The sequence below is a fragment of the Ruegeria sp. CG8 genome, assembly GCF_056537165.1.
In genome coordinates this window covers 319,698-337,525 of sequence record NZ_JBQFRA010000003.1, presented here as the reverse complement: position 1 = coordinate 337,525, position 17,828 = coordinate 319,698, and the positions used below count along the sequence as shown (strand labels likewise).

24 protein-coding genes are annotated in these 17,828 nt (G+C 63.2%); 8 read left to right on the top strand and 16 right to left on the bottom strand.

Going from position 1 to position 17,828, the window contains the following annotated elements; translation table 11 throughout:
• Window positions 1-5: 5 nt before the first annotated feature.
• Window positions 6-491, bottom strand: a complete 486-nt coding sequence (locus ACR0EF_RS11810; RefSeq protein ID WP_170341971.1) for an RNA pyrophosphohydrolase — start codon at window positions 489-491, stop codon at window positions 6-8.
• A 135-nt stretch (window positions 492-626) separates the two neighbouring features.
• On the opposite strand from ACR0EF_RS11810, the gene ACR0EF_RS11805 reads away from it, so the two are divergent.
• Window positions 627-2,654, top strand: coding sequence for an NADPH-dependent 2,4-dienoyl-CoA reductase (locus tag ACR0EF_RS11805; protein ID WP_170370259.1), 2,028 nt, complete (start codon window positions 627-629; stop codon window positions 2,652-2,654).
• Between the two features lie 107 nt (window positions 2,655-2,761).
• Here ACR0EF_RS11805 and ACR0EF_RS11800 read toward each other — a convergent pair whose 3' ends face one another.
• On the bottom strand, window positions 2,762-3,694 hold the full coding sequence (locus ACR0EF_RS11800; RefSeq protein ID WP_170372892.1) for a glycosyltransferase family 8 protein: 933 nt from the start codon (window positions 3,692-3,694) through the stop codon (window positions 2,762-2,764).
• A 125-nt stretch (window positions 3,695-3,819) separates the two neighbouring features.
• Entirely contained in the window at window positions 3,820-4,257 is a 438-nt protein-coding gene (locus ACR0EF_RS11795) for a DUF4399 domain-containing protein (protein ID WP_170372890.1), read from the bottom strand.
• A gap of 229 nt (window positions 4,258-4,486) precedes the next feature.
• On the opposite strand from ACR0EF_RS11795, the gene ACR0EF_RS11790 reads away from it, so the two are divergent.
• Entirely contained in the window at window positions 4,487-5,392 is a 906-nt protein-coding gene (locus tag ACR0EF_RS11790) for a LysR family transcriptional regulator (RefSeq protein WP_093964122.1), read from the top strand.
• Window positions 5,393-5,448: 56 nt separating this feature from the next.
• Here the strand turns inward: ACR0EF_RS11790 and ACR0EF_RS11785 are convergent, their stop codons facing one another.
• From ACR0EF_RS11785 to ACR0EF_RS11770, 4 genes are read right to left on the bottom strand one after another with little or no spacing between them, the layout of a single operon-like run.
• Entirely contained in the window at window positions 5,449-6,348 is a 900-nt protein-coding gene (locus tag ACR0EF_RS11785; RefSeq protein WP_170372888.1) for an OmpA family protein, read from the bottom strand.
• Window positions 6,345-6,917 carry a peroxidase-related enzyme gene (locus tag ACR0EF_RS11780; protein WP_170372886.1) on the bottom strand — a complete coding sequence of 191 codons (573 nt, stop codon included), beginning with the start codon at window positions 6,915-6,917 and terminating at the stop codon, window positions 6,345-6,347. The genes ACR0EF_RS11785 and ACR0EF_RS11780 overlap by 4 nt, the downstream gene beginning before the upstream one ends.
• Window positions 6,918-6,929: 12 nt before the next feature.
• Window positions 6,930-7,640, bottom strand: coding sequence for a GNAT family N-acetyltransferase (locus tag ACR0EF_RS11775; RefSeq protein ID WP_170372884.1), 711 nt, complete (start codon window positions 7,638-7,640; stop codon window positions 6,930-6,932).
• Entirely contained in the window at window positions 7,637-8,359 is a 723-nt protein-coding gene (locus ACR0EF_RS11770; protein WP_170372881.1) for a competence/damage-inducible protein A, read from the bottom strand. Before ACR0EF_RS11770 ends, ACR0EF_RS11775 begins: the two co-directional genes overlap by 4 nt.
• A 50-nt stretch (window positions 8,360-8,409) precedes the next feature.
• Here ACR0EF_RS11770 and sfsA point away from each other — a divergent pair, with 50 nt between their 5' ends.
• The gene (gene sfsA / locus ACR0EF_RS11765) at window positions 8,410-9,117 is read left to right on the top strand and encodes a DNA/RNA nuclease SfsA (RefSeq protein ID WP_170372879.1); all 708 of its coding nucleotides are present in this window, start codon (window positions 8,410-8,412) and stop codon (window positions 9,115-9,117) included.
• A 29-nt stretch (window positions 9,118-9,146) separates the two neighbouring features.
• Here sfsA and ACR0EF_RS11760 read toward each other — a convergent pair whose 3' ends face one another.
• Window positions 9,147-9,542: a RidA family protein gene (locus tag ACR0EF_RS11760; protein ID WP_254429964.1), complete on the bottom strand. Its 396-nt coding sequence runs from the start codon at window positions 9,540-9,542 to the stop codon at window positions 9,147-9,149.
• 251 nt (window positions 9,543-9,793) lie between these two features.
• Between ACR0EF_RS11760 and map the strand changes: the two genes are divergently transcribed.
• Window positions 9,794-10,606 (top strand): type I methionyl aminopeptidase, encoded by an 813-nt coding sequence (gene map / locus ACR0EF_RS11755; protein ID WP_170360548.1) that lies wholly within the window; start codon window positions 9,794-9,796, stop codon window positions 10,604-10,606.
• Here map and ACR0EF_RS11750 read toward each other — a convergent pair.
• The 4 genes from ACR0EF_RS11750 to ACR0EF_RS11735 are packed head-to-tail and all read right to left on the bottom strand — an operon-like array spanning window position 10,594 to window position 13,196.
• Window positions 10,594-10,773 carry a hypothetical protein gene (locus tag ACR0EF_RS11750; protein ID WP_093964114.1) on the bottom strand — a complete coding sequence of 60 codons (180 nt, stop codon included), beginning with the start codon at window positions 10,771-10,773 and terminating at the stop codon, window positions 10,594-10,596. The genes map and ACR0EF_RS11750 overlap by 13 nt on opposite strands.
• 23 nt (window positions 10,774-10,796) lie before the next feature.
• Window positions 10,797-11,432, bottom strand: a complete 636-nt coding sequence (locus ACR0EF_RS11745; protein ID WP_170372877.1) for an HAD family hydrolase — start codon at window positions 11,430-11,432, stop codon at window positions 10,797-10,799.
• Window positions 11,425-11,988 (bottom strand): 16S rRNA (guanine(966)-N(2))-methyltransferase RsmD, encoded by a 564-nt coding sequence (gene rsmD, locus ACR0EF_RS11740; RefSeq protein ID WP_170372874.1) that lies wholly within the window; start codon window positions 11,986-11,988, stop codon window positions 11,425-11,427. Before rsmD ends, ACR0EF_RS11745 begins: the two co-directional genes overlap by 8 nt.
• Entirely contained in the window at window positions 11,985-13,196 is a 1,212-nt protein-coding gene (locus tag ACR0EF_RS11735; RefSeq protein ID WP_170372873.1) for an NAD(P)/FAD-dependent oxidoreductase, read from the bottom strand. Before ACR0EF_RS11735 ends, rsmD begins: the two co-directional genes overlap by 4 nt.
• Window positions 13,197-13,295: 99 nt before the next feature.
• Here ACR0EF_RS11735 and ACR0EF_RS11730 point away from each other — a divergent pair, with 99 nt between their 5' ends.
• From ACR0EF_RS11730 to ACR0EF_RS11715, 4 genes are all read left to right on the top strand, one after another.
• Window positions 13,296-13,781 carry a peroxiredoxin gene (locus ACR0EF_RS11730; protein WP_170360950.1) on the top strand — a complete coding sequence of 162 codons (486 nt, stop codon included), beginning with the start codon at window positions 13,296-13,298 and terminating at the stop codon, window positions 13,779-13,781.
• A 121-nt stretch (window positions 13,782-13,902) separates the two neighbouring features.
• The gene (locus ACR0EF_RS11725) at window positions 13,903-14,148 is read left to right on the top strand and encodes a glycine zipper 2TM domain-containing protein (RefSeq protein WP_093964393.1); all 246 of its coding nucleotides are present in this window, start codon (window positions 13,903-13,905) and stop codon (window positions 14,146-14,148) included.
• An 11-nt stretch (window positions 14,149-14,159) separates the two neighbouring features.
• Entirely contained in the window at window positions 14,160-14,507 is a 348-nt protein-coding gene (locus ACR0EF_RS11720) for an EF-hand domain-containing protein (protein ID WP_170372871.1), read from the top strand.
• A gap of 49 nt (window positions 14,508-14,556) precedes the next feature.
• Window positions 14,557-14,868, top strand: a complete 312-nt coding sequence (locus ACR0EF_RS11715; protein WP_170360533.1) for a hypothetical protein — start codon at window positions 14,557-14,559, stop codon at window positions 14,866-14,868.
• Here the strand turns inward: ACR0EF_RS11715 and ACR0EF_RS11710 are convergent.
• From ACR0EF_RS11710 to ACR0EF_RS11695, 4 genes are read right to left on the bottom strand one after another with little or no spacing between them, the layout of a single operon-like run.
• Window positions 14,865-15,158 (bottom strand): 4a-hydroxytetrahydrobiopterin dehydratase, encoded by a 294-nt coding sequence (locus ACR0EF_RS11710; RefSeq protein WP_170341049.1) that lies wholly within the window; start codon window positions 15,156-15,158, stop codon window positions 14,865-14,867. The two genes, ACR0EF_RS11715 and ACR0EF_RS11710, sit on opposite strands and share 4 nt — an antisense overlap.
• Window positions 15,155-16,342: a GNAT family N-acetyltransferase gene (locus tag ACR0EF_RS11705; RefSeq protein WP_170341939.1), complete on the bottom strand. Its 1,188-nt coding sequence runs from the start codon at window positions 16,340-16,342 to the stop codon at window positions 15,155-15,157. The genes ACR0EF_RS11710 and ACR0EF_RS11705 overlap by 4 nt, the downstream gene beginning before the upstream one ends.
• A gap of 47 nt (window positions 16,343-16,389) precedes the next feature.
• Window positions 16,390-17,157 carry a glycerophosphodiester phosphodiesterase family protein gene (locus ACR0EF_RS11700; protein WP_170372866.1) on the bottom strand — a complete coding sequence of 256 codons (768 nt, stop codon included), beginning with the start codon at window positions 17,155-17,157 and terminating at the stop codon, window positions 16,390-16,392.
• Window positions 17,154-17,609, bottom strand: a complete 456-nt coding sequence (locus ACR0EF_RS11695; protein WP_170372864.1) for a RidA family protein — start codon at window positions 17,607-17,609, stop codon at window positions 17,154-17,156. Before ACR0EF_RS11695 ends, ACR0EF_RS11700 begins: the two co-directional genes overlap by 4 nt.
• Window positions 17,610-17,828: the final 219 nt, after the last annotated feature.

The window sequence follows — 17,828 nt, the reverse complement described above, 5'->3', positions numbered from 1 at the left end:
CCGATTTAGCGCAGATACCCACGAAAAGCCTCCATGACGCGCTCGTAGACCTCGCGCTTGAAGGGCACGATCTCGGCGATCAACCGTTCCGGGTCCTGCCATTTCCAGCGGGTGAACTCGGGGTGGTCGGTCTGAATGTCGATCTGGTCGTCGGTCCCCAGGAACCGCAGCAGGAACCATTTCTGCTCCTGCCCACGATAACGGCCCTTCCAGATGTGGGGCACGATGTCGTGCGGCAGGTCATAGGGCAGCCAGCCGTCGGTCTCGGCCACGATTTCCACGAGGTCGGGGGTGACGCCGATTTCCTCCTGCAATTCGCGCAGGGCCGCCGCGCGCGGAGATTCACCCTCGTCCACGCCGCCCTGGGGCATCTGCCAGGCGTCCTCGAACCGGTCGTTGCGCTGGCCGACGAAGATCTGGCCCTGATCGTTCATCAGCATCAGGCCCACGCAGGGGCGGTAGGGCAGTTTGGCGATCTGTTCTGGGGTCATGGGCGGGCCTCGTGATGTGGTTGGCCAAGCTGTAGCAACTGGCAAAGCGGCGGCAAAGGGGGTGACGTCAGGTTTCGCGTGACACCGGCGCGGTGCGGCGCGATTGTCGGCCCCGAATTGAGGGAGAGTTTCAAGATGACTGCGTACCCGAACCTGCTGGCCCCGCTGGATCTGGGCTTTACCACGTTGAAGAACCGGGTCCTGATGGGCTCGATGCATACCGGGCTGGAGGAAACCGGCGACTGGAACCGGGTGGCCGAATTCTATGCCTCGCGCGCACGCGGTGGCGTGGCGCTGATGGTGACGGGCGGCATCGGGCCGAACCTCGAAGGCTCGGTCCTGCCCGGCGCTGCGATGATGGCCAGCGACAAGGATGTGGCCAATCATTCCGTCGTCACCGACCGGGTGCATCAGGCGGGCGGCAAGATCGCCATGCAGATCCTGCATGCGGGCCGCTATGCCTATGGGCCGAAATGCGTGGCCCCCAGCCCAGTGAAATCGCCGATCTCGCCCTTCCCCCCCAACGAGTTGGACGAAGAGGGCATCGAGAAGCAGATCAGTGACATCGTTAACGCCGCCGTGCTGGCCCAGAAGGCGGGCTATGACGGGGTCGAGATCATGGGGTCCGAGGGGTATTTCATCAACCAGTTCCTGGTGACCCATACCAACAAGCGCACCGACCGCTGGGGCGGGTCCTATGAGAACCGGATGCGCCTGCCGCTGGAAATCGTGCGCCGCACCCGCGAGGCGGTGGGCACCGATTTCATCATCATCTACCGCCTGTCGATGATCGACCTTGTGCCCAATGGCTCGACCCATGAAGAGGTGGTGCAACTGGCGCAAGCGGTCGAGAAGGCCGGGGCGACGATCATCAACACTGGCATCGGCTGGCACGAGGCGCGGATTCCCACAATCGCCACCAGCGTCCCGCGCGCGGCCTTTGCCTGGGTGACGAAGAAGCTGATGGGCAAGGTGGGGATTCCAGTCATCACCTCGAACCGGATCAACACGCCCGAAGTGGCCGAAGAAGTGCTGTCGACCGGCTGTGCCGACATGGTCTCGTTGGCGCGGCCGATGCTGGCGGATGCGGATTTCGTGGCCAAGGCGATGGCTGGTGAATCGGCCAAGATCGCGCCCTGCATCGCCTGCAACCAGGCCTGTCTGGATCACACGTTCAGCGGCAAGCTGACCTCGTGCTTGGTGAACCCGCGCGCCTGCCACGAGACCGAGCTGGTGATCGAAAAGGCCGCCACGCCCAAGCGCGTGGCCATCGTGGGCGCGGGCCCGGCGGGCCTGTCCACCGCGATGACCGCCGCCCAGCGCGGCCATGACGTGACCGTGTTCGACAAGGCCGACGAGATCGGCGGCCAGCTGAACCTGGCCAAGCAGGTGCCGGGCAAGGAAGAGTTCTGGGGTCTGGTGGACTGGTATCGCACCATGTTGGACGATCTGGGCGTAAAGCTCGAACTGGGCCGCGAGGTCGGCGCCGACGATCTGACCGGGTTCGACGAGGTGGTGATCGCCACCGGCGTCAACCCGCGCGACCCGCAGATCCCGGGCGAGGACCGCGACAATGTCGTGAACTATATCGACGTGCTGCGCGACAAGGCCCCGGTGGGCAAATCGGTTGCGGTGATCGGCGCGGGCGGCATTGGGTTCGACGTGTCGGAATACCTGCTGGAGGAGGGCCATTCGCCCACCACAGACCTGCCCTTGTGGATGAAGGAATGGGGCGTCGCCGACCCTGAACAGCACCGCTCAGGCCTGGCGCCCGAAGGCCCCCAGCCCGAGGCGCCCAAGCGGCAGGTTACCCTGCTGCAGCGCAAGAAACAGGCGCATGGCAAGGGTCTGGGCAAGACGACCGGCTGGATCCACCGTGCGACGCTGAAGATGAAGGATGTCAACTTCGTCGGCGGCGTGAACTATGAGCGCATCGACGAAGATGGGCTGCATGTCTCGTTCGGAGAAGAGCGCGCGGAACCGACGGTTATCAAAGCCGATACGATTGTCCTTTGTGCCGGACAGGTGCCCGAGCGGTCGTTGGCCGATGTGCTGATCGAACGCGGGATCACCCCGCATGTGATCGGCGGCGCGGATGTGGCGGCCGAACTGGACGCCAAGCGGGCGATCAACCAGGGCACGCGGCTGGCCGCTGCACTTTAGGGAAGACCCGTTCCGTCCACTGCCCCAAGGCGCGGGCGCTTAGACACAAGAAAGCCACCCGAGCAATGCCCAAGTGGCTTTTTTGAGAGTTGAGCCAATTCCCCGCCTTAAACGGAAAAAGTCAGACCTGTCTCGTCCTCGAACAGTGCCAGGTATTCCTGGTAATCTCGAAAGGCGCGGCGCAGCAGAATCTGTGACGCCGGCTTCGCGCTCCAGGGCTTCTTGCCTCCGATATAGTGCCACATCTTCGGGTTCTGGCTTGCCTGTTTCAGTTGGTCTCGAAATTCGGCAGAGGTATGCCGGAATTTCGGACTGTGAGCGTCGTACCAAATCTGCGGCCGCGTGTTCCACTGCTGAGGAAGTCTGAGCCACTGGCCCGCAAAAATCTGGTTCATCCGATCCTGCTCGGGCAGGTCGTGGATATGCGGGATCAGCTTGTCGAAATTGCCCAGCTCCTTGCCCGCGGGTGAATTCCGGATCGCTTCGCAATCCATCAGAAGGATGCCCGCGTTGAAGTAATTCTCGCCGGGCAGAAAGCCCAACCGGATGCTGCGCAAAACGCGTGTGACCGACTTTTGGTGTTCGTGCCCCGGTCTCAGAACACTCTGCAGGGATGGGCGCAGAAAGCGGCCTTCGCCCAAGGTGACCAATCCCATGTCGACACAGGCCCCGATCCCGTGGCCATTCATGTCGAGATCCTGCAACTCGCAGACATCGCCCAGCACAAGAGTGTCGGCGTCAATGAACAGACACCGGCCCGAAATGAAGTCTGGCAGAAACAACGGCAGCAGCGTGATTTTCGGGTATTTCGTCTTGAACTCTGAAAATCGGCCGAGCGTCTCGGACTGGAACTCCCGATAGCGGACCGTGCCGTTGTCGACGGCGCGGTCCAGCTGTTCGACGGCTGCGATGTCCTGTGCGGTGAAATCCTGACCGAAAATGGTAACGTCAACAGGCCGGCTGGCGTTCTTGACCACGGAATAGGCCGACAGCAATGCGGGATACAGAAAGTTCCGGTCGACCCCAAAAACAACGTTCATTCAAATACCATGGCTCCGCCCCTGATCGGGATCGTGTATAGGCGAGGCAAGCACATGCAATCAAACCGAAACCGTCCCGCCGCTGTCGGCGGGTTGGTCCCGGCGCTGCGGTTGGTCGGTACGGGTTACTCCACGGTGATCGTTATCACCTCGGAAACGATCGGCGTCGCGTGAGGCACATGACCCGCATCGCCCAGGACCAGTTGCAACGTGTGCGTCCCGGGGGCAAGCTCCAACGTGACTTCGGTCTGACCACCGCCAAAGTGCAGGTGGTTGTCATCAGCCGGCAGTCCATAGGCCAATTCGTCGGCCCCGTCCTCACCCTGACCAAATGGGGGGCGATCGATCAGCAAATGGTGATGGCCGGTGTTTTCCTTTTCGGTCCCGGCTGGCGCAACGCCCATACCGCGGAGGCCAAAGACCACCGTCACCGGCGACGTTACCGTGTCGCCGTCCGACAGGTTGACGAAATAGACTTCGGCGTCCGGGTTCGATGGCGTCTCCCCTCCGGCCCAGGCCAAGGGAGCAAACAGGCAAAAAATAGTTGCTAGAATGGCTTTCATGATCTCCTCCCTGGTCACAAAAATGCCATTCTGACTTTAGCACGTTGCGAGAAATTACCAGAAAAGAACACGCAAACAGGGGGCGGATGCAGGCGGGAAACCACTGTTTCCGCGTTTCCGAAGCGCAAACGATCCGATTCAAAACCCTGATATTATCCCATGTCTGCCCAGTTTCCGCCCAGATTGGAGGCGATGGTCGGTCAACGAACAGACGACCTGGGGAACGAGAATGGACCGACTGACAGAAATGGAGGCCTTCGCCAACGTGGTGGACCAAGGTGGTTTCACCGACGCGGCCAAAAAGATGGGCATTTCCAAATCAGCCGTGTCAAAGCACGTGTCGAGCTTGGAGGCCCGCTTGGGCGCGCGTTTGCTGAACCGCACGACGCGCCGCGTGTCGCCGACCGAGATCGGGCTGGCTTATTACGACCGCGCACGCCGCGTGCTGAATGATGCAGGCGAAGCCGACGCGCTGGTGACGTCGATGCAATCGGCGCCTTCGGGTCTGCTGCGCATCAGTGTGGCCACTGATTTCGGGGTGAACCACCTGTCACCCGTTCTTTCGGGTTTCCTGGCGGCCTATCCCGACATCACCGTGAACATGGTCTTGAACAATCGCTATGTCGAACTGATTTCCGAAGGGTTCGACGTGGCCGTGCGTATCGGCGAACTGGAAGACAGCACCCTGCGCGCGCGCAAGCTGACCGAAACGGTCAAACGCATGGTTGCGGCCCCCAGCTATATCGAGAAGTTCGGGCGCCCGGCAAAGATCGATGACCTCAACGAACACAAGCTGCTGCATTACTCCAGCCAGTCCTCGGGCAACGTCTGGAAGTTGACTGCGCCCTCGGGCGAAAAGAGGCAGGTGCGCACGGCCGGTTGGCTGAGCGTGAACGACGGACAATCCCTGTTGAATGCGGCGATCTCGGGCCTCGGAATCGCTTATCTGCCCAGCTATCTTTACGCGGACGCGCTGAAATCCGGCCAGGTGGTCGACGCGATGCCATCGTTGCCGGACGAGGTTCAGGGCGTCTATGCGGTGTACCCGCCGGGCCGGTTCACCCAGCCCAAGGTGCGGGCGTTCATTGATTTCCTTGTCGAGTCCTTTGCCGAAAAAGGTCCGATGGATTGGTAAGACCTCCCAGTGAAGACTGACCGGCCCGCGCAAGTTGCGCGGGCTTTTTTTCTTGGTCAGTTCAACAGCAGAACAGCCTCGACCCGGCGGTTCTGTTCGCGCCCTTCCGGGGTGGCGTTGGAAACGATCGGGGCGAGGTAGCCGACGCCCTGCGCTTGCACGCGGTCTTCGGCCACTCCATGTGCCTCGATCAATCGCGCACGGACAGCCTGAGCGCGGCGCGTGCTGACCTCGATATTGGCCTGCAGGTCGCCGGTGTCGTCGGTGTGCCCAACCAGCGCCAGCCGCGCGCCGGGGGTTTCGGCCAGGTAGCCAGCCAGCAGGCCCAGCGACTCGAATGGCCCGGCCCCCAAGGCGACCTCGCCCGTCTCAAAGCTGAGATCGCCGAGTATCACGTGTCCATCCCGTACAAGGCTGGCAACCAGCCCGTCGCCGCCAATCACCGTTTCCTCGACCACCAGCGGCGGTGGGGTCTTACCCTTCGGAGTGACGCGGATCATCTGCACATACCCGTCGGGCTGGTTTCGGCTGATCAGCAAGGTCAGGGCTTCGGCTCCACGAGTGGCTGACAGAAATCGATAGTCATTGATTGCCACATACATGTCGGGCGTCGGCACCACCTCGGTTCCAAAGCGGAAGTCGAACCCACCGCAAGTGCGGGCCTCACATTCGAAAGCGATCTCGAAACCCTGCGCCTTGAGCTGATCCCGCAGCGGGTCGAGGATCTGCAGCGTCGTGCTGGATCCGGCCTGCAAGCGCCATGTGGTGCGCTCGATCCGGCCTTCGACCGTGCGCGCGGGAACGGCGTTGTCTGCAAACGGGCCGGTCGGCAATTGGTAGCTGTCCAACGGGCTGACGCGCTGGCTGATTTGTCGCGCGCTCGCCGGCAGCGACAGGTCCTGCGCCGCCACAGGACCCGCGATCAGACAGAAAAGAAGGACAGCAAATCGGGTCATCGAAACTGCGCGTGATACTCGTCATTGGGCACCATCGCCGTGGCACTGGCGACCCGGTTGGACATGTTGAAGAAGCCCGCAACATTTGCGATGTCCCAGATATCGCGGTCGGTGAACCCCGCATCGCGCAGGCGCTGGCGGTCCGGTTCCTCGATCTCGGCGCTGGCGGTGGTCATCTTGGCGGCGAAGTCCAACATCGCGCGATGGCGGGCATCCAGCGGCGCCACACGGTAGTTCATCACCAGCATTTCACCCAGCTTGGGATCACCTGACAGCTGCCGCACGGCGGCACCATGGGCCACCAGGCAATAAAAGCACCGATTGATCGACGAGACCACGACCGCGATCATCTCACGTTCCAGCTTGCTGAGCCCGCTGTCCGCCAGCATCAGGTCATTGTACATGCCCGTGAACGCATTCAGCTTGTCGATGTCAAAGGCGTTTGCCTTCAGTACGTTCGGGACCATGCCCAGCTTCTCGACGCAGACATCGAAGTATTTCTGAGTCTCGGGCGGCAGCGGATCCACCATTGGCAGGTCAAGCGCGGTGGGCATGTCTCGATCGGTCACGTCTGTCTCCTCTCAGACCAGCTGGCGATAGTGATACTCTCCGACGCGCTCCATCCCCAGAGAGTGGTAGAGCGCGTTGGCGCCGGTATTGGCCTTGGTGCAGATCACGCTAAGGGTATGCGCGCCATTGTCCAGCGCCCAAAAGGCCGCGGCGCGCATTGCCCATTGGCCCAGCCCCTGCCGTCGGTGGGCGGGTACGATCTCAAGCGCGTGCAGCATGGCGATGCCATCATGTATGGCGACATAAGCGGTGCCGGCCGGTTGATCGCGGTGACGCAGCAACAGTCCGGTTTTCGGACCTGTTGCTCGGTCCATAACGGCCAGCCGGGCAGGCCCGATGCCACCTTGGGCCCAGATTTCGCGCATGATTGCCAACGGCTCCCACAGGCAGAACACCGTGACCGGCGGGACCGGCTGGTCCGTCAGCCGTGAGACCGGGCAGGCATAGATGTTGACCGGATCCAGAACCTCGTATCCGCGTTGTGCGAGGGTTTCGTCCAGGTCCGCGTCGTGGGGGCGCAGGCAGAAGATGCGCTTTTGGCCCATCGCAAGCATGGCCGCCTCGGCCGCCTCGATGTCGGTCGCTTTGACCGGGCCGGTACGGCTGGCCGCCGATACGCGTGATCCACCGCCCTGCCCTTCGCGCAGCAGAAACGGACCCAATTGCTCATACCATGCGGCGGGCCAGGTGCCATCGACCACTGCCGCCCAGTCTACCGTCACAGGCCAAGCTCCTTGGCCAGTCGCGTCGTGACCGCATCGATCCGCGACCCGTCAGTGCCCCGAACAACCACGTTGGCCCCGAAGACGCCGTTGATCTGGAACGGGTAACACCCGATCGACACGTCGCTGAATTCCTCGGCCACGGCCGCCAGGGTCGCCGCGATGTCGCCTTCTCCCCGGTTGACCCGCAAGGTCTGCGACAACAACGGTTTTCCTCCGGTCAGGGTGGGCAGCACGCTGGCTACCATCGCCTGGAAAACCAGTGGGACGCCGGCCATCACATGGACATTACCCAGTGTAAACCCTGGCGCGGTGGAAACCGGGTTGTCGATCAGCGTTGCCCCGTCAGGGATGCGCGCCATGCGCAGGCGCGCTTCGTTCAGCTCCAGCCCCGATTGGTCGTAGTGCGCCTGCAGCAGGGCGCGGGCATCGTCTCGCACATCGATTTGCGCCCCGAACGCGCGGGCGATGCAATCGGCGGTGATGTCGTCATGGGTAGGGCCGATGCCCCCGCTGGTGAACACATGGTCATAGCCCTGCGACAGCGCCGTGACGGCGGCCTCGATCGCCGGTGCCTCGTCGCTGACGATGCGGACCTCTTTCAGATCGATGCCGTGTTTGGTCAGCTCCTGCGCCAGATAATGCATGTTGGCGTCGCGGGTTCGGCCGGACAGGATTTCATCCCCGATCACCAGCATTGCAGCGGTTGGGTTGGGCATGGCACGCTCTCCTCTTGATCGACCTTTGCGGCAGGTATAGGCCCGGAACCATGCGCTTTCAAACCCCTCTTGTGCCCGCCCGCCTGATCCGCCGCTACAAACGCTTTCTGGCCGATTGCAGGCTTGAGGACGGGCGCGAGGTGACGGCCCATTGCGCCAATCCGGGTTCGATGATGGGTCTGGCCGAACCGGGCGAAAAGATCTGGCTTGAGCCTAATGAAGACCCGAAGAAAAAGCTCAAATTCGGCTGGCGGCTGGTCGATCATGAAAACGGCCATTTCACCGGGGTCGATACCTCGGTGCCCAACCGGGCGCTGCGGGCGGCTCTCGAAGCCCGGGAAATCCCCGCATTGGCCGCCTATGAAACCGTGAGGCCCGAGGTCAGATACGGCCAGAACAGCCGCATCGACTTTTTGCTGACGCAACCCGGGCTGCCCGACGCCTATGTCGAGGTCAAAAGCGTGACCCTGTCGCGCGAACCGGGGCTGGCCGAATTCCCCGACAGCGTCACCGCTCGGGGCACCAAACATCTGGGGGAGCTGGCCGAAATGGCCGCGCAAGGACACCGGGCCATCCTGCTCTACCTTGTTCAGCGCACGGACTGCCGCAAATTCGCGTTGGCCGCGGATATCGATCCGGCCTACGCGGCAGCGTTTGCGACTGCCCGGGCCAATGGGGTTGAACACGTGGTCTGTGGTACGCGCATCTCACCGGATGGCGTCTGGGTTCAGCCGCAGGCGACGATCTCCAGCGACTGAAGGCCGGTCGATTTCCGCCGCACAGCAATTCAATCGGGGACGACGGCGTCGACCTCGATTTCAACCAACCATTCGGGATTTACGAACCTGTTGATCGCCATGATCGTGTCCACGGGTCGCGCGCCCAGACAGTACAGCTTGCGGGCCTCAATCGCCTGCTTCCAATTGTCGATATCGGTCAGGATCACGCGGGTTCGGACGATGTCCTGCAAACCCGATCCGGCACGCTCCAGCGCATCCTTGATGATCTCAAAGCATTGCTTGGTCTGCAGATAGACGTCCCCGACCCCGACTGTCTTGCCTTGCGCATCGACCGGGGCAGTCCCCCCGACCGCGATGAAATTCCCCACCCGAACGGCGCGGCTGAAGCCGACGACCGCCTCCATCGGGTTTCCATTCGATATCAGTTCCCGTTTCTGCGACATTCATCCGGCTCCTCTCTTCCCGACCAAATGAGTCTGTGTACATTCATTTGGCCCCAAATCCGGGCATCGGTCGAGGCCTTTTGACGCCGGGCCGGACCACCCGAGCAAAACGCGGCAACGTCCCTTGACGTTTCGCCCCCCGCATCCAAATTCAGATCAGGGCAGGCACCCGCGTCCCTGCGCCCTCTGGTACTTTCTGCACAAGCAGCGTAGAAAGGATGCTGCGCAGAATTTTTTGGAGCCCCGCACGAATGAAAGAGCATCGTGGCCGTCTGACGAAGGACGGTATCCGCATCTACGAACAGGCTGACTTTGCCGGCATGCACGCGGCAGGGGCTCTGGCGGCGCGCATCCTGGATGATATTGCCGAGCATGTCTTTCCCGGCCAGACCACTGGCGAGATCGACCGGATCATCACCCAGATGGTCGAGGACGCCGGCGCGAAATCGGCCACCATCGGTTACAAAGGCTATCAGCACGCCAGCTGCATCAGCGTGAACCACGTGGTCTGCCACGGGATTCCCGGGGACAAGAAGCTCAAGGATGGCGACATCCTGAATATCGACGTGACCGTGATCGTCGACGGCTGGTTCGGCGACACGTCGCGCATGTATGTGGCCGGAAAGCTGCCGCGCAAGGCCGAGCGGCTGATCCAGGTGACGCACGACGCCCTGTTCAAAGGCATTGAGATGGTCAAGCCGGGCAACACCTTCGGTGACATTGGCCACGCGATCCAGTCTTATGTCGAAGCCCACCGCATGAGCGTGGTGCGCGATTTCTGCGGGCACGGGCTGGGCCGCGTGTTCCACGCGCCGCCCAACGTGCTGCACTATGGCCGCCCGGGCACCGGCGCGGTTCTGGAAGAAGGCATGTTTTTCACCATCGAGCCGATGGTGAATCTGGGCCGCCCTGAGACCAAGACGCTGGCCGATGACTGGACCGCCGTGACCCGCGACAAGTCGCTGTCGGCGCAGTTCGAGCATTCGGTGGGTGTGACGGCGGACGGGGTCGAGATCTTTACCCTGTCACCGGGCGGAAAGTTCCACCCGACCTACTCCTCCTGATCGGCGGCCTGATCGCGTAGAAGCTTCAGCAGCAGGGTGTCCGGGCCCCAAGGCGTCACCGCGTCCTGAATGAAGACGGGTGCGGGCCGAGGCTGCGGCTCGGGTCCTGAGGTGGCCTGCGCCTCGAACCGGGCGGGCCAGAGTGGGCGTGAAAGTGCGCGGTCCATGACCGCAGTCTAGCACAGACCCTTCAATGACCCAAAAGCCGCGGCACGTCCTTCATGTCACGGATGACTTCAGCCCCGAGCCCGGCCAGGCGCGCGCCGTCATCATGCGGCGCATAGGCAAGGCACCTCATCCGGGCCCGAATCGCGGCGGTCACACCGTTCGCACTGTCCTCGATGACGACGGGCGACTTCGCACCGAAATGTCGGGCCGCGGTCTGGAACAACCCCGGCTCGGGCTTGGCGCTGCCGACCTCATGGGCCGAGAAGATCGCGCCCTGGAACCTGTCCCACAGCCCGTTCTGGCCCAAGGTGATCTGCATCTTCTCGCGCCGCCCGTTCGAGGCCACACAGAATGGAATGCGCTGTTCGTCCAGATGGCGCAGCAACTCGGGGATTCCCGGAATCACGGGAACACCCGCGCGCAGCACATCATAGATCTGCGCATAGATCTGCTCGGTCCAGTCATCGGGCAGGTCAGCGCCCATCTTGCGAGCCGAGTCCCGGACGCCCGACATGGTGCCGCCCACGAACATCGACATGCAGTCCTGCAGCGACAGGTTCAGCCCATACCCGGCCAGGTTGTCGACCATCACTTGGTTGGAGATCGTTTCACTGTCGACCAAGACACCGTCGCAATCAAAGATTACCAGATCATGCATGCGTTCCGTCCCGCCACATCAGAGAGATATGGGTGTCGCCGTATTTGCGCGCATCGTGCAGCGTAAAGCCTTCGGGCGGGGCCATCGGGGCGTTCTCTTCCCAGACCACCAGCGTGTCATCGGCCAGCCAGCCGCCCTTGAGTGCCGCCACCAGCGCCTTTTGCCCCATTCCCTTGCCATAGGGCGGGTCGAGAAAGATCAGGTCGAACGGCGCTTCGGGATTATCGCCCAGCCGCGTCGCGTCGCGGCGGATCAGGGCGGTGCGGTCGGCGCTGCGGGTCAGGTCGATATTCTTGCGGATCAGCCCCTGCGCCACCCGCCCGTCATCGACGAAGGTGACATGGGACGCGCCGCGCGACAGCGCCTCGAGGCCCAGCGCGCCGGTGCCGGCGAACAGGTCCAGTACCCGCAGCCCGCCGAAATCGATCAGGTGGTTCAGCACGTTGAACAGGCTTTCGCGCACCCGGTCGGTGGTGGGGCGCAGATGCGCGCCTGCATCCCCCTTGCCGACCGAGGCCAGCGCCCGGCCCCGGAAGTCTCCGGCGATGATCCTCACGCCTTGAGCAGCGGTTTCAGATCCGCTGCGGGGTCGGCCACCACCGCCGGATCGGCGGTTTTTCCCGCGTCGATCAGGCGCTTGCCGACCATATAGGCGCGCGGGTCGTTCATCGCATCCACGGCCAGCAGCTGATCGCCCTGGTAATACCAGAACGAGGTGGTCGCTCCCTCGCCCGGACGGGTTACGACGTGGTCATAACCCATGTTCAGCCCGGCGATCTGCAGCTTCACGTCATACTGGTCCGACCAGAACCAGGGCGTGGCCACGTAATCCTTGCCCGCGCCCAGCATGTTCTGCGCCACCACCTCGGCCTGGTCGATGGCGTTGGGCACGCTTTCCAGACGGATTCGCCGGCCCTTGTAGGGGAACGAGGCGCAATCGCCCGCCGCCCAGATATCGGCGGCAGAGGTGCGGCCCTGCACATCGGTTTTGATACCGTTTTCGATGGCAAGCCCGGCCGCTTCGGCCAGTTCGGTGGCCGGAGCGATGCCCACGCCGACCACCACGAAATCGACCTCGAGTTCGGTCCCGTCGCCCAGCACCGCGCCGGTGACCTTGCCATTCTCGCCGGTGATCCGGTCCAGCCCCACGCCTTCGCGGATGTCCACGCCATGCGCGTTGTGTAGTGCTCGGAAATAGTCGCTGGTCTCGCGGGCCGCGACCCGCTGAAGGATACGGTCGGCCATTTCCACCAGCTTCACCTGCACCCCGCGCTTGGCACAGACGGCCGCGGCCTCGAGCCCGATGTAACCGCCGCCCACGATCAGCGCCCGCGCGCCTTGGGTGACGGCGGGGGCCATCGCGTCAACATCGGCCAGCGTGCGCACCACATGCACGCCCGCCAGGTCTCCACCGATGGCGGCAGGCAGGCGGCGCGGATGCGAACCGGTGGTCAGGGCAAGCTGGTCGTAGGAGATCACCTCACCGCTGATGGTCACGGTCTTGGCCGCCGGGTCGATCGCGTCCACCTGCTGACCCAGCCGAAGGGTGATGTCATTCTCGGCATAGAAACTTTCGGGGCGCAGGAACAGACGTTCAAGCTCCATCTCGCCCAGCAGATAGGCCTTGGACAGCGGCGGACGCTGATAGGGCAGCACGGGTTCCGCTCCGATCAGAGTGATCGCCCCTTCAAACCCGCCCTTGCGCAGCCCGGCCACCAGGGATGACCCCGCCTGCCCGGCTCCGATCACGACGATATGGCTCATCTGGTCCGCCCCCTGTCGATTTCCCGTGGCTTGTGCCACCCGCCCACCTATATTGCGGCAAGGAGCGAGTTTGCAATTTCAATCGACAGGAGCATGAAGATGATTTCAACCGGCGACACCCTGCCCGAAGCAACCCTGATCCAGATGGGCGCTGACGGACCGGAAGAGGTGCGGGTCTCCAGCAAGGTCAAGGGCCGCAAGGTGGTGATCTTTGCCGTGCCCGGCGCGTTCACCCCCACCTGCCACTCGGCCCATGTGCCCAGCTTCATGCGCACCAAGGACCAGTTTGCGGCCAAGGGCGTGGACGAGATCATCTGCGTGTCGGTCAACGACCCCTTCGTAATGAAGGCCTGGGGCGAGGCCACGGGAGCAACTGCGGCCGGGCTGACCATGCTGGCCGATCCGGCCTCGGAATTCACCAAGGCGATCGGCATGGATTTCGACGCCCCGCCCGCTGGCCTGATCGCGCGTTCCAAGCGCTATGCGATGCTGGTCGAAGACGGCAAGGTCGTGGCGCTGAACCTCGAGGAAAGCCCCGGCGCCTGCGAGATTTCGGCTGGCGAAGGCCTGCTCGAAGTGATCTGACCCGAACGGCCCCGGTGCGTACCGGAGCCATGCCACAGGTCACGTTGTATGAAGGCCAATTAACTTGGCCCGCACCCTCGGAATGTGCCAGTGTTCCTGCATGGGAACCGGGAGCTCATTCATGAAAAGATTTCTGGCAGTCATTACTTTGGGCGGCGCGGGGCTGTTGACCGCGTGCGGGCCTGCGCCAACGCCGCAGCAACAGGCTGCGCGCCAGCACGAGATCGCCTGTCTTGGCGGCACCTTGGGCGGCGCGTTGATCGGCGGCGCCATCGGCAACCAGTTCGGCGGTGGGTCGGGCAAGGATATTCTGACCGCAGCCGGCGCCGTGGCCGGCGGGGTCGAAGGCCAGAGATTCGCATGCTGAGGAGCGCCAGGATGAAACACTCGGTTCTATTGATGACTGCCCTGATGATGGCAGCACCTGCCGCCGCAGACAGCGTGGCCGAACTGAATGAGCGCGAATTGAACGCGATCGACGCCAACAACGACGGTTTCCTGTCGCGCGACGAATTCGATGCCTTTTCGGATTACGCCTATCAGGAAATGGACGATGACAAGAACGGCACGCTCGGTCTGGACGAGGCCAAGCCGTTCATGGATATCAAGATGTTCCAGAAGATTGACCGCAATCGCGACAACTCTATCTCTCGGTCAGAGTATGACTCGCAGATGAATGGCGATTTCCTGTCTGCGGACAAAGACCGGAACGGTCAGTTGGATTGAGGCCCGGCGCCCCGGCACGGCTGACCCTGTGACCAATAGGAGCGCAGGCATGAGAGTATTTTATTGGCTTGGCGCGGTCGTTCTGCTGGCAGCGTGCGACGTCCCGCAGGCGCCGGTCGTGACCGGGCCGGACGGGCAAGCGCACATTCAGATCAATACGGCAGGTCTGACCTGCTATCAGACGCGCTGTCTGGACATCAATCCGGCGGCACGCAGCGTACGGATGATGGGCAACCGCACCGCCGGGATCCCGCGCGACATCGACGTGAGTGACGGCACCGTGACCCCGGCCGAGTTCCGCCGTCTGGGCGAGGTGGCGATGCTGGCGGGGGGCATGGGGTCGCGGGGCGACCGCGGCTAGAGCAGGCTGTCCATCTTGCGGGCAAGCTTGGCGTCCTGAGACGACAGGCCGCCCACGTCATGGGTGGTCAGCACAACCTCGACCGTGCGGTAGACGTTGGACCATTCGGGATGATGGTTCCATTTTTCCGCAAAGATCGACACTTTGGTCATCCAGCCGAAGGCATCGACGAAATCGTCGAAGATGAAGGTCTTGGTGATCGCGTCACGATCCTTGACCATGGTCCAGCCGTTCTTGAACAGCGGATCCAGCAGCGGGCCACGGGTCTCGGTCGACAGAAGTTCGCTCATTGCTGTTCCTCCGGGTTGGCTTTTCTGAACGGGCCGTAATCCGTCAGAATTTCGATCTCTTCCCCCACCGCGCGGGCCTCGGCCTCGAGATACCGCGCGACGGCGTCAGCAAAGCCGGGATCGGCGATCCAGTGCAGGCTGTGCGTGCGCGTGGGCAGATAACCCCGCGCCAGCTTGTGTTCTCCCTGCGCGCCGGCTTCGACGCGGTCAAGACCATGCGCGATGGCAAAGTCGATCGCCCTATAGTAGCACAGTTCGAAATGCAGGCAGGGGTGATGTTCGTTGCAGCCCCAATAGCGCCCGAACAAGGTCTTGCGCCCGATGAAGTTCAGCGCCCCCGCGATCGGGTATCCGCCCCGCTCGGCCAGCACCAGCGCCACGTCATCGGCCATGGTTTCGTGAACGATGTCAAAGAATTGCCGCGTCAGATAGGGCGAGCCCCACTTGCGTGCGCCGGTGTCCTGATAGAACTCCCAGAACGCGTCCCAGTGTTCGGGGCGCAGATCGGCACCGGTCAGGGTGCGGATCTCGCCGCCAAAGGCATTGGCCTCCGCCCGTTCCTTGCGGATGTTCTTGCGTTTGCGCGAAGACAGCGCGGCGAGGAAATCGTCGAAATCGGCATAGCCGTCGTTCAGCCAGTGAAACTGCTGCGAGTCGCGCGCCAGCAGGCCCATCCGCTGCCCGGCCAGCGCCTCGTCCTGGGTGCAGAAGGTAACGTGAAGCGACGACAGGCGGTTGTCGGCGGCCAGTTGCACCGCCCCCTGCACCAGCGCCGACATGGCGATCCCGTCATAGCCGGGCCGTGTCAGAAACCGCCGCCCGGTGGCCGGGGTGAAGGGCACCGCGATCTGCAATTTCGGGTAATACCGCCCGCCCGCGTTTTCATAGGCATGGGCCCAGCTGTGATCGAAGATGTATTCGCCCTGGCTATGCGACTTGGCAAACATCGGCGCGGCCCCGATCAACAGGCCGTCCAGATAGGCGGTCAGGTATTGCGGCTGCCAGCCGGTGCCCCGCCCGACCGAGCCGCTGTCTTCCAGCGCGCGCAGGAACCGATGCGTGGTGAACGGGTCCAGCGGGCGGGTGCCGTCGGCGGCCTCGGGGCAGGCGCAACTGTCCCATTCGGCCGCCGGGATCTGATCCAGCGCCGACAGAACCCGTATCTCGATCTGTGACTGGTCCATGTGCCCTCCTGCGTCCCCTGAACTATCTGTGACGCCGGCAGCCGGGTTCAACCCGGAATGGCGGCCAGATAGTTCTCGAAGGTCACGTTGTCGGCCACCTTGCGCGCCTCGGCCTCCTGTTCGGCCGAGCGCACCGTCCAGCACAGGATCGGCACGCCTTGCGCCTTCAACTCGGCCACGCGGGGGCGGGACAGGTCCTGCACCTCGTGGCTGATGAAGCTGGCGCCAACCCGGTCGAAATCGGGGATCTCGCGCAAGTGGTCGCAGACCTCGGCCGGCAGATGCTCGACTTCGGGCTTGTAGGAACAGGTCGTCAGCCCACGCGGAATCTCCGGCGCCAGCCGGGCCAGCTCGGCCACGGAGTTGGGGTTGAACGACATCAGCGCGACCGGACCGTCATAGGACTTCAGCAGCGCGACCGCATCCCGTTCCAGCCGCCCGTCCACAGGCCCCATCGCACCGTGCTGATCCTTGAACTCGATCAGCAGCGGCACGCGGCCCGCCACCAGTTCCAGGACTTCCTCAAGCGAGGGGATACCCTCGTCCCCGTGCAGCAGCGGAAGGTCCGCGGCCTCGGCCCGAGTGATCTGCTGGATCGCGCCGGACCGGCCGGTCAGGCGCGTCAGATCATAGTCGTGGAACACCATGGCATGGCCGTCCGACGTCAACTGCAGGTCAATCTCGATCCCGTAGCCCGCAGCAATGGCGGCCCGGATGGCCGCCCGGCTGTTTTCTGGGCGGTTCTGGCGGATGTCATGCAACGCCCGATGTGCGATCGGCGCGCCCATGAACACACGAGGCAGAGACGGTGTCATTGGATCTCGAAAATCCCTTCGATCTCGACGGCCACGCCCAACGGCAGCGACGCGGCGCTGACGGCCGAGCGCGAATGGCGGCCGGCATCGCCCAGCGCCTGGACCAGGAAGTCGGACGCGCCGTTGATCACCTGCGGCTGGTCGGTGAAATCGGCGGTCGAGTTCACGAAGCCGGTCAGTTTGATCACCCGCACCAGCTTGTCGATGTCCCCGCCGCAGGCCGCCTTGACCTGGGCCAGCAGGTTGATGGCGCAGACCCGGGCCGCCGCCGCACCAGCGGTCACATCCATATCGGCGCCCAGCTTGCCGGTGATCAACGCATCGTCCTTCGAGATCTGACCCGACACATAGACGATGTTGCCCACCCGCACGAACGGCACGTAATTGGCCGCCGGTGCAGGGGCGTCCGGCAGGCTGACGCCCAGGGATTCCAGTTTGGCTGCGATGCTCATGTGATTGTCCTCAACTTCATGTGACTTTGGCGGACGCTAACCGGGAACACCGCCCACGGAAAGCCGGAAACCGGCAATTTCGCATTTGCCCGCGATTTGGGCAGGTCTCCACTCATGCGGATGTGTTGAATGCAGGCCACTTTACCCGGGTCCGGCACGCGGGTTAAACGCTAGGAGTTTCCTTTCGGGTGCGAAACGACTATGTGCCGTTGAATTGGT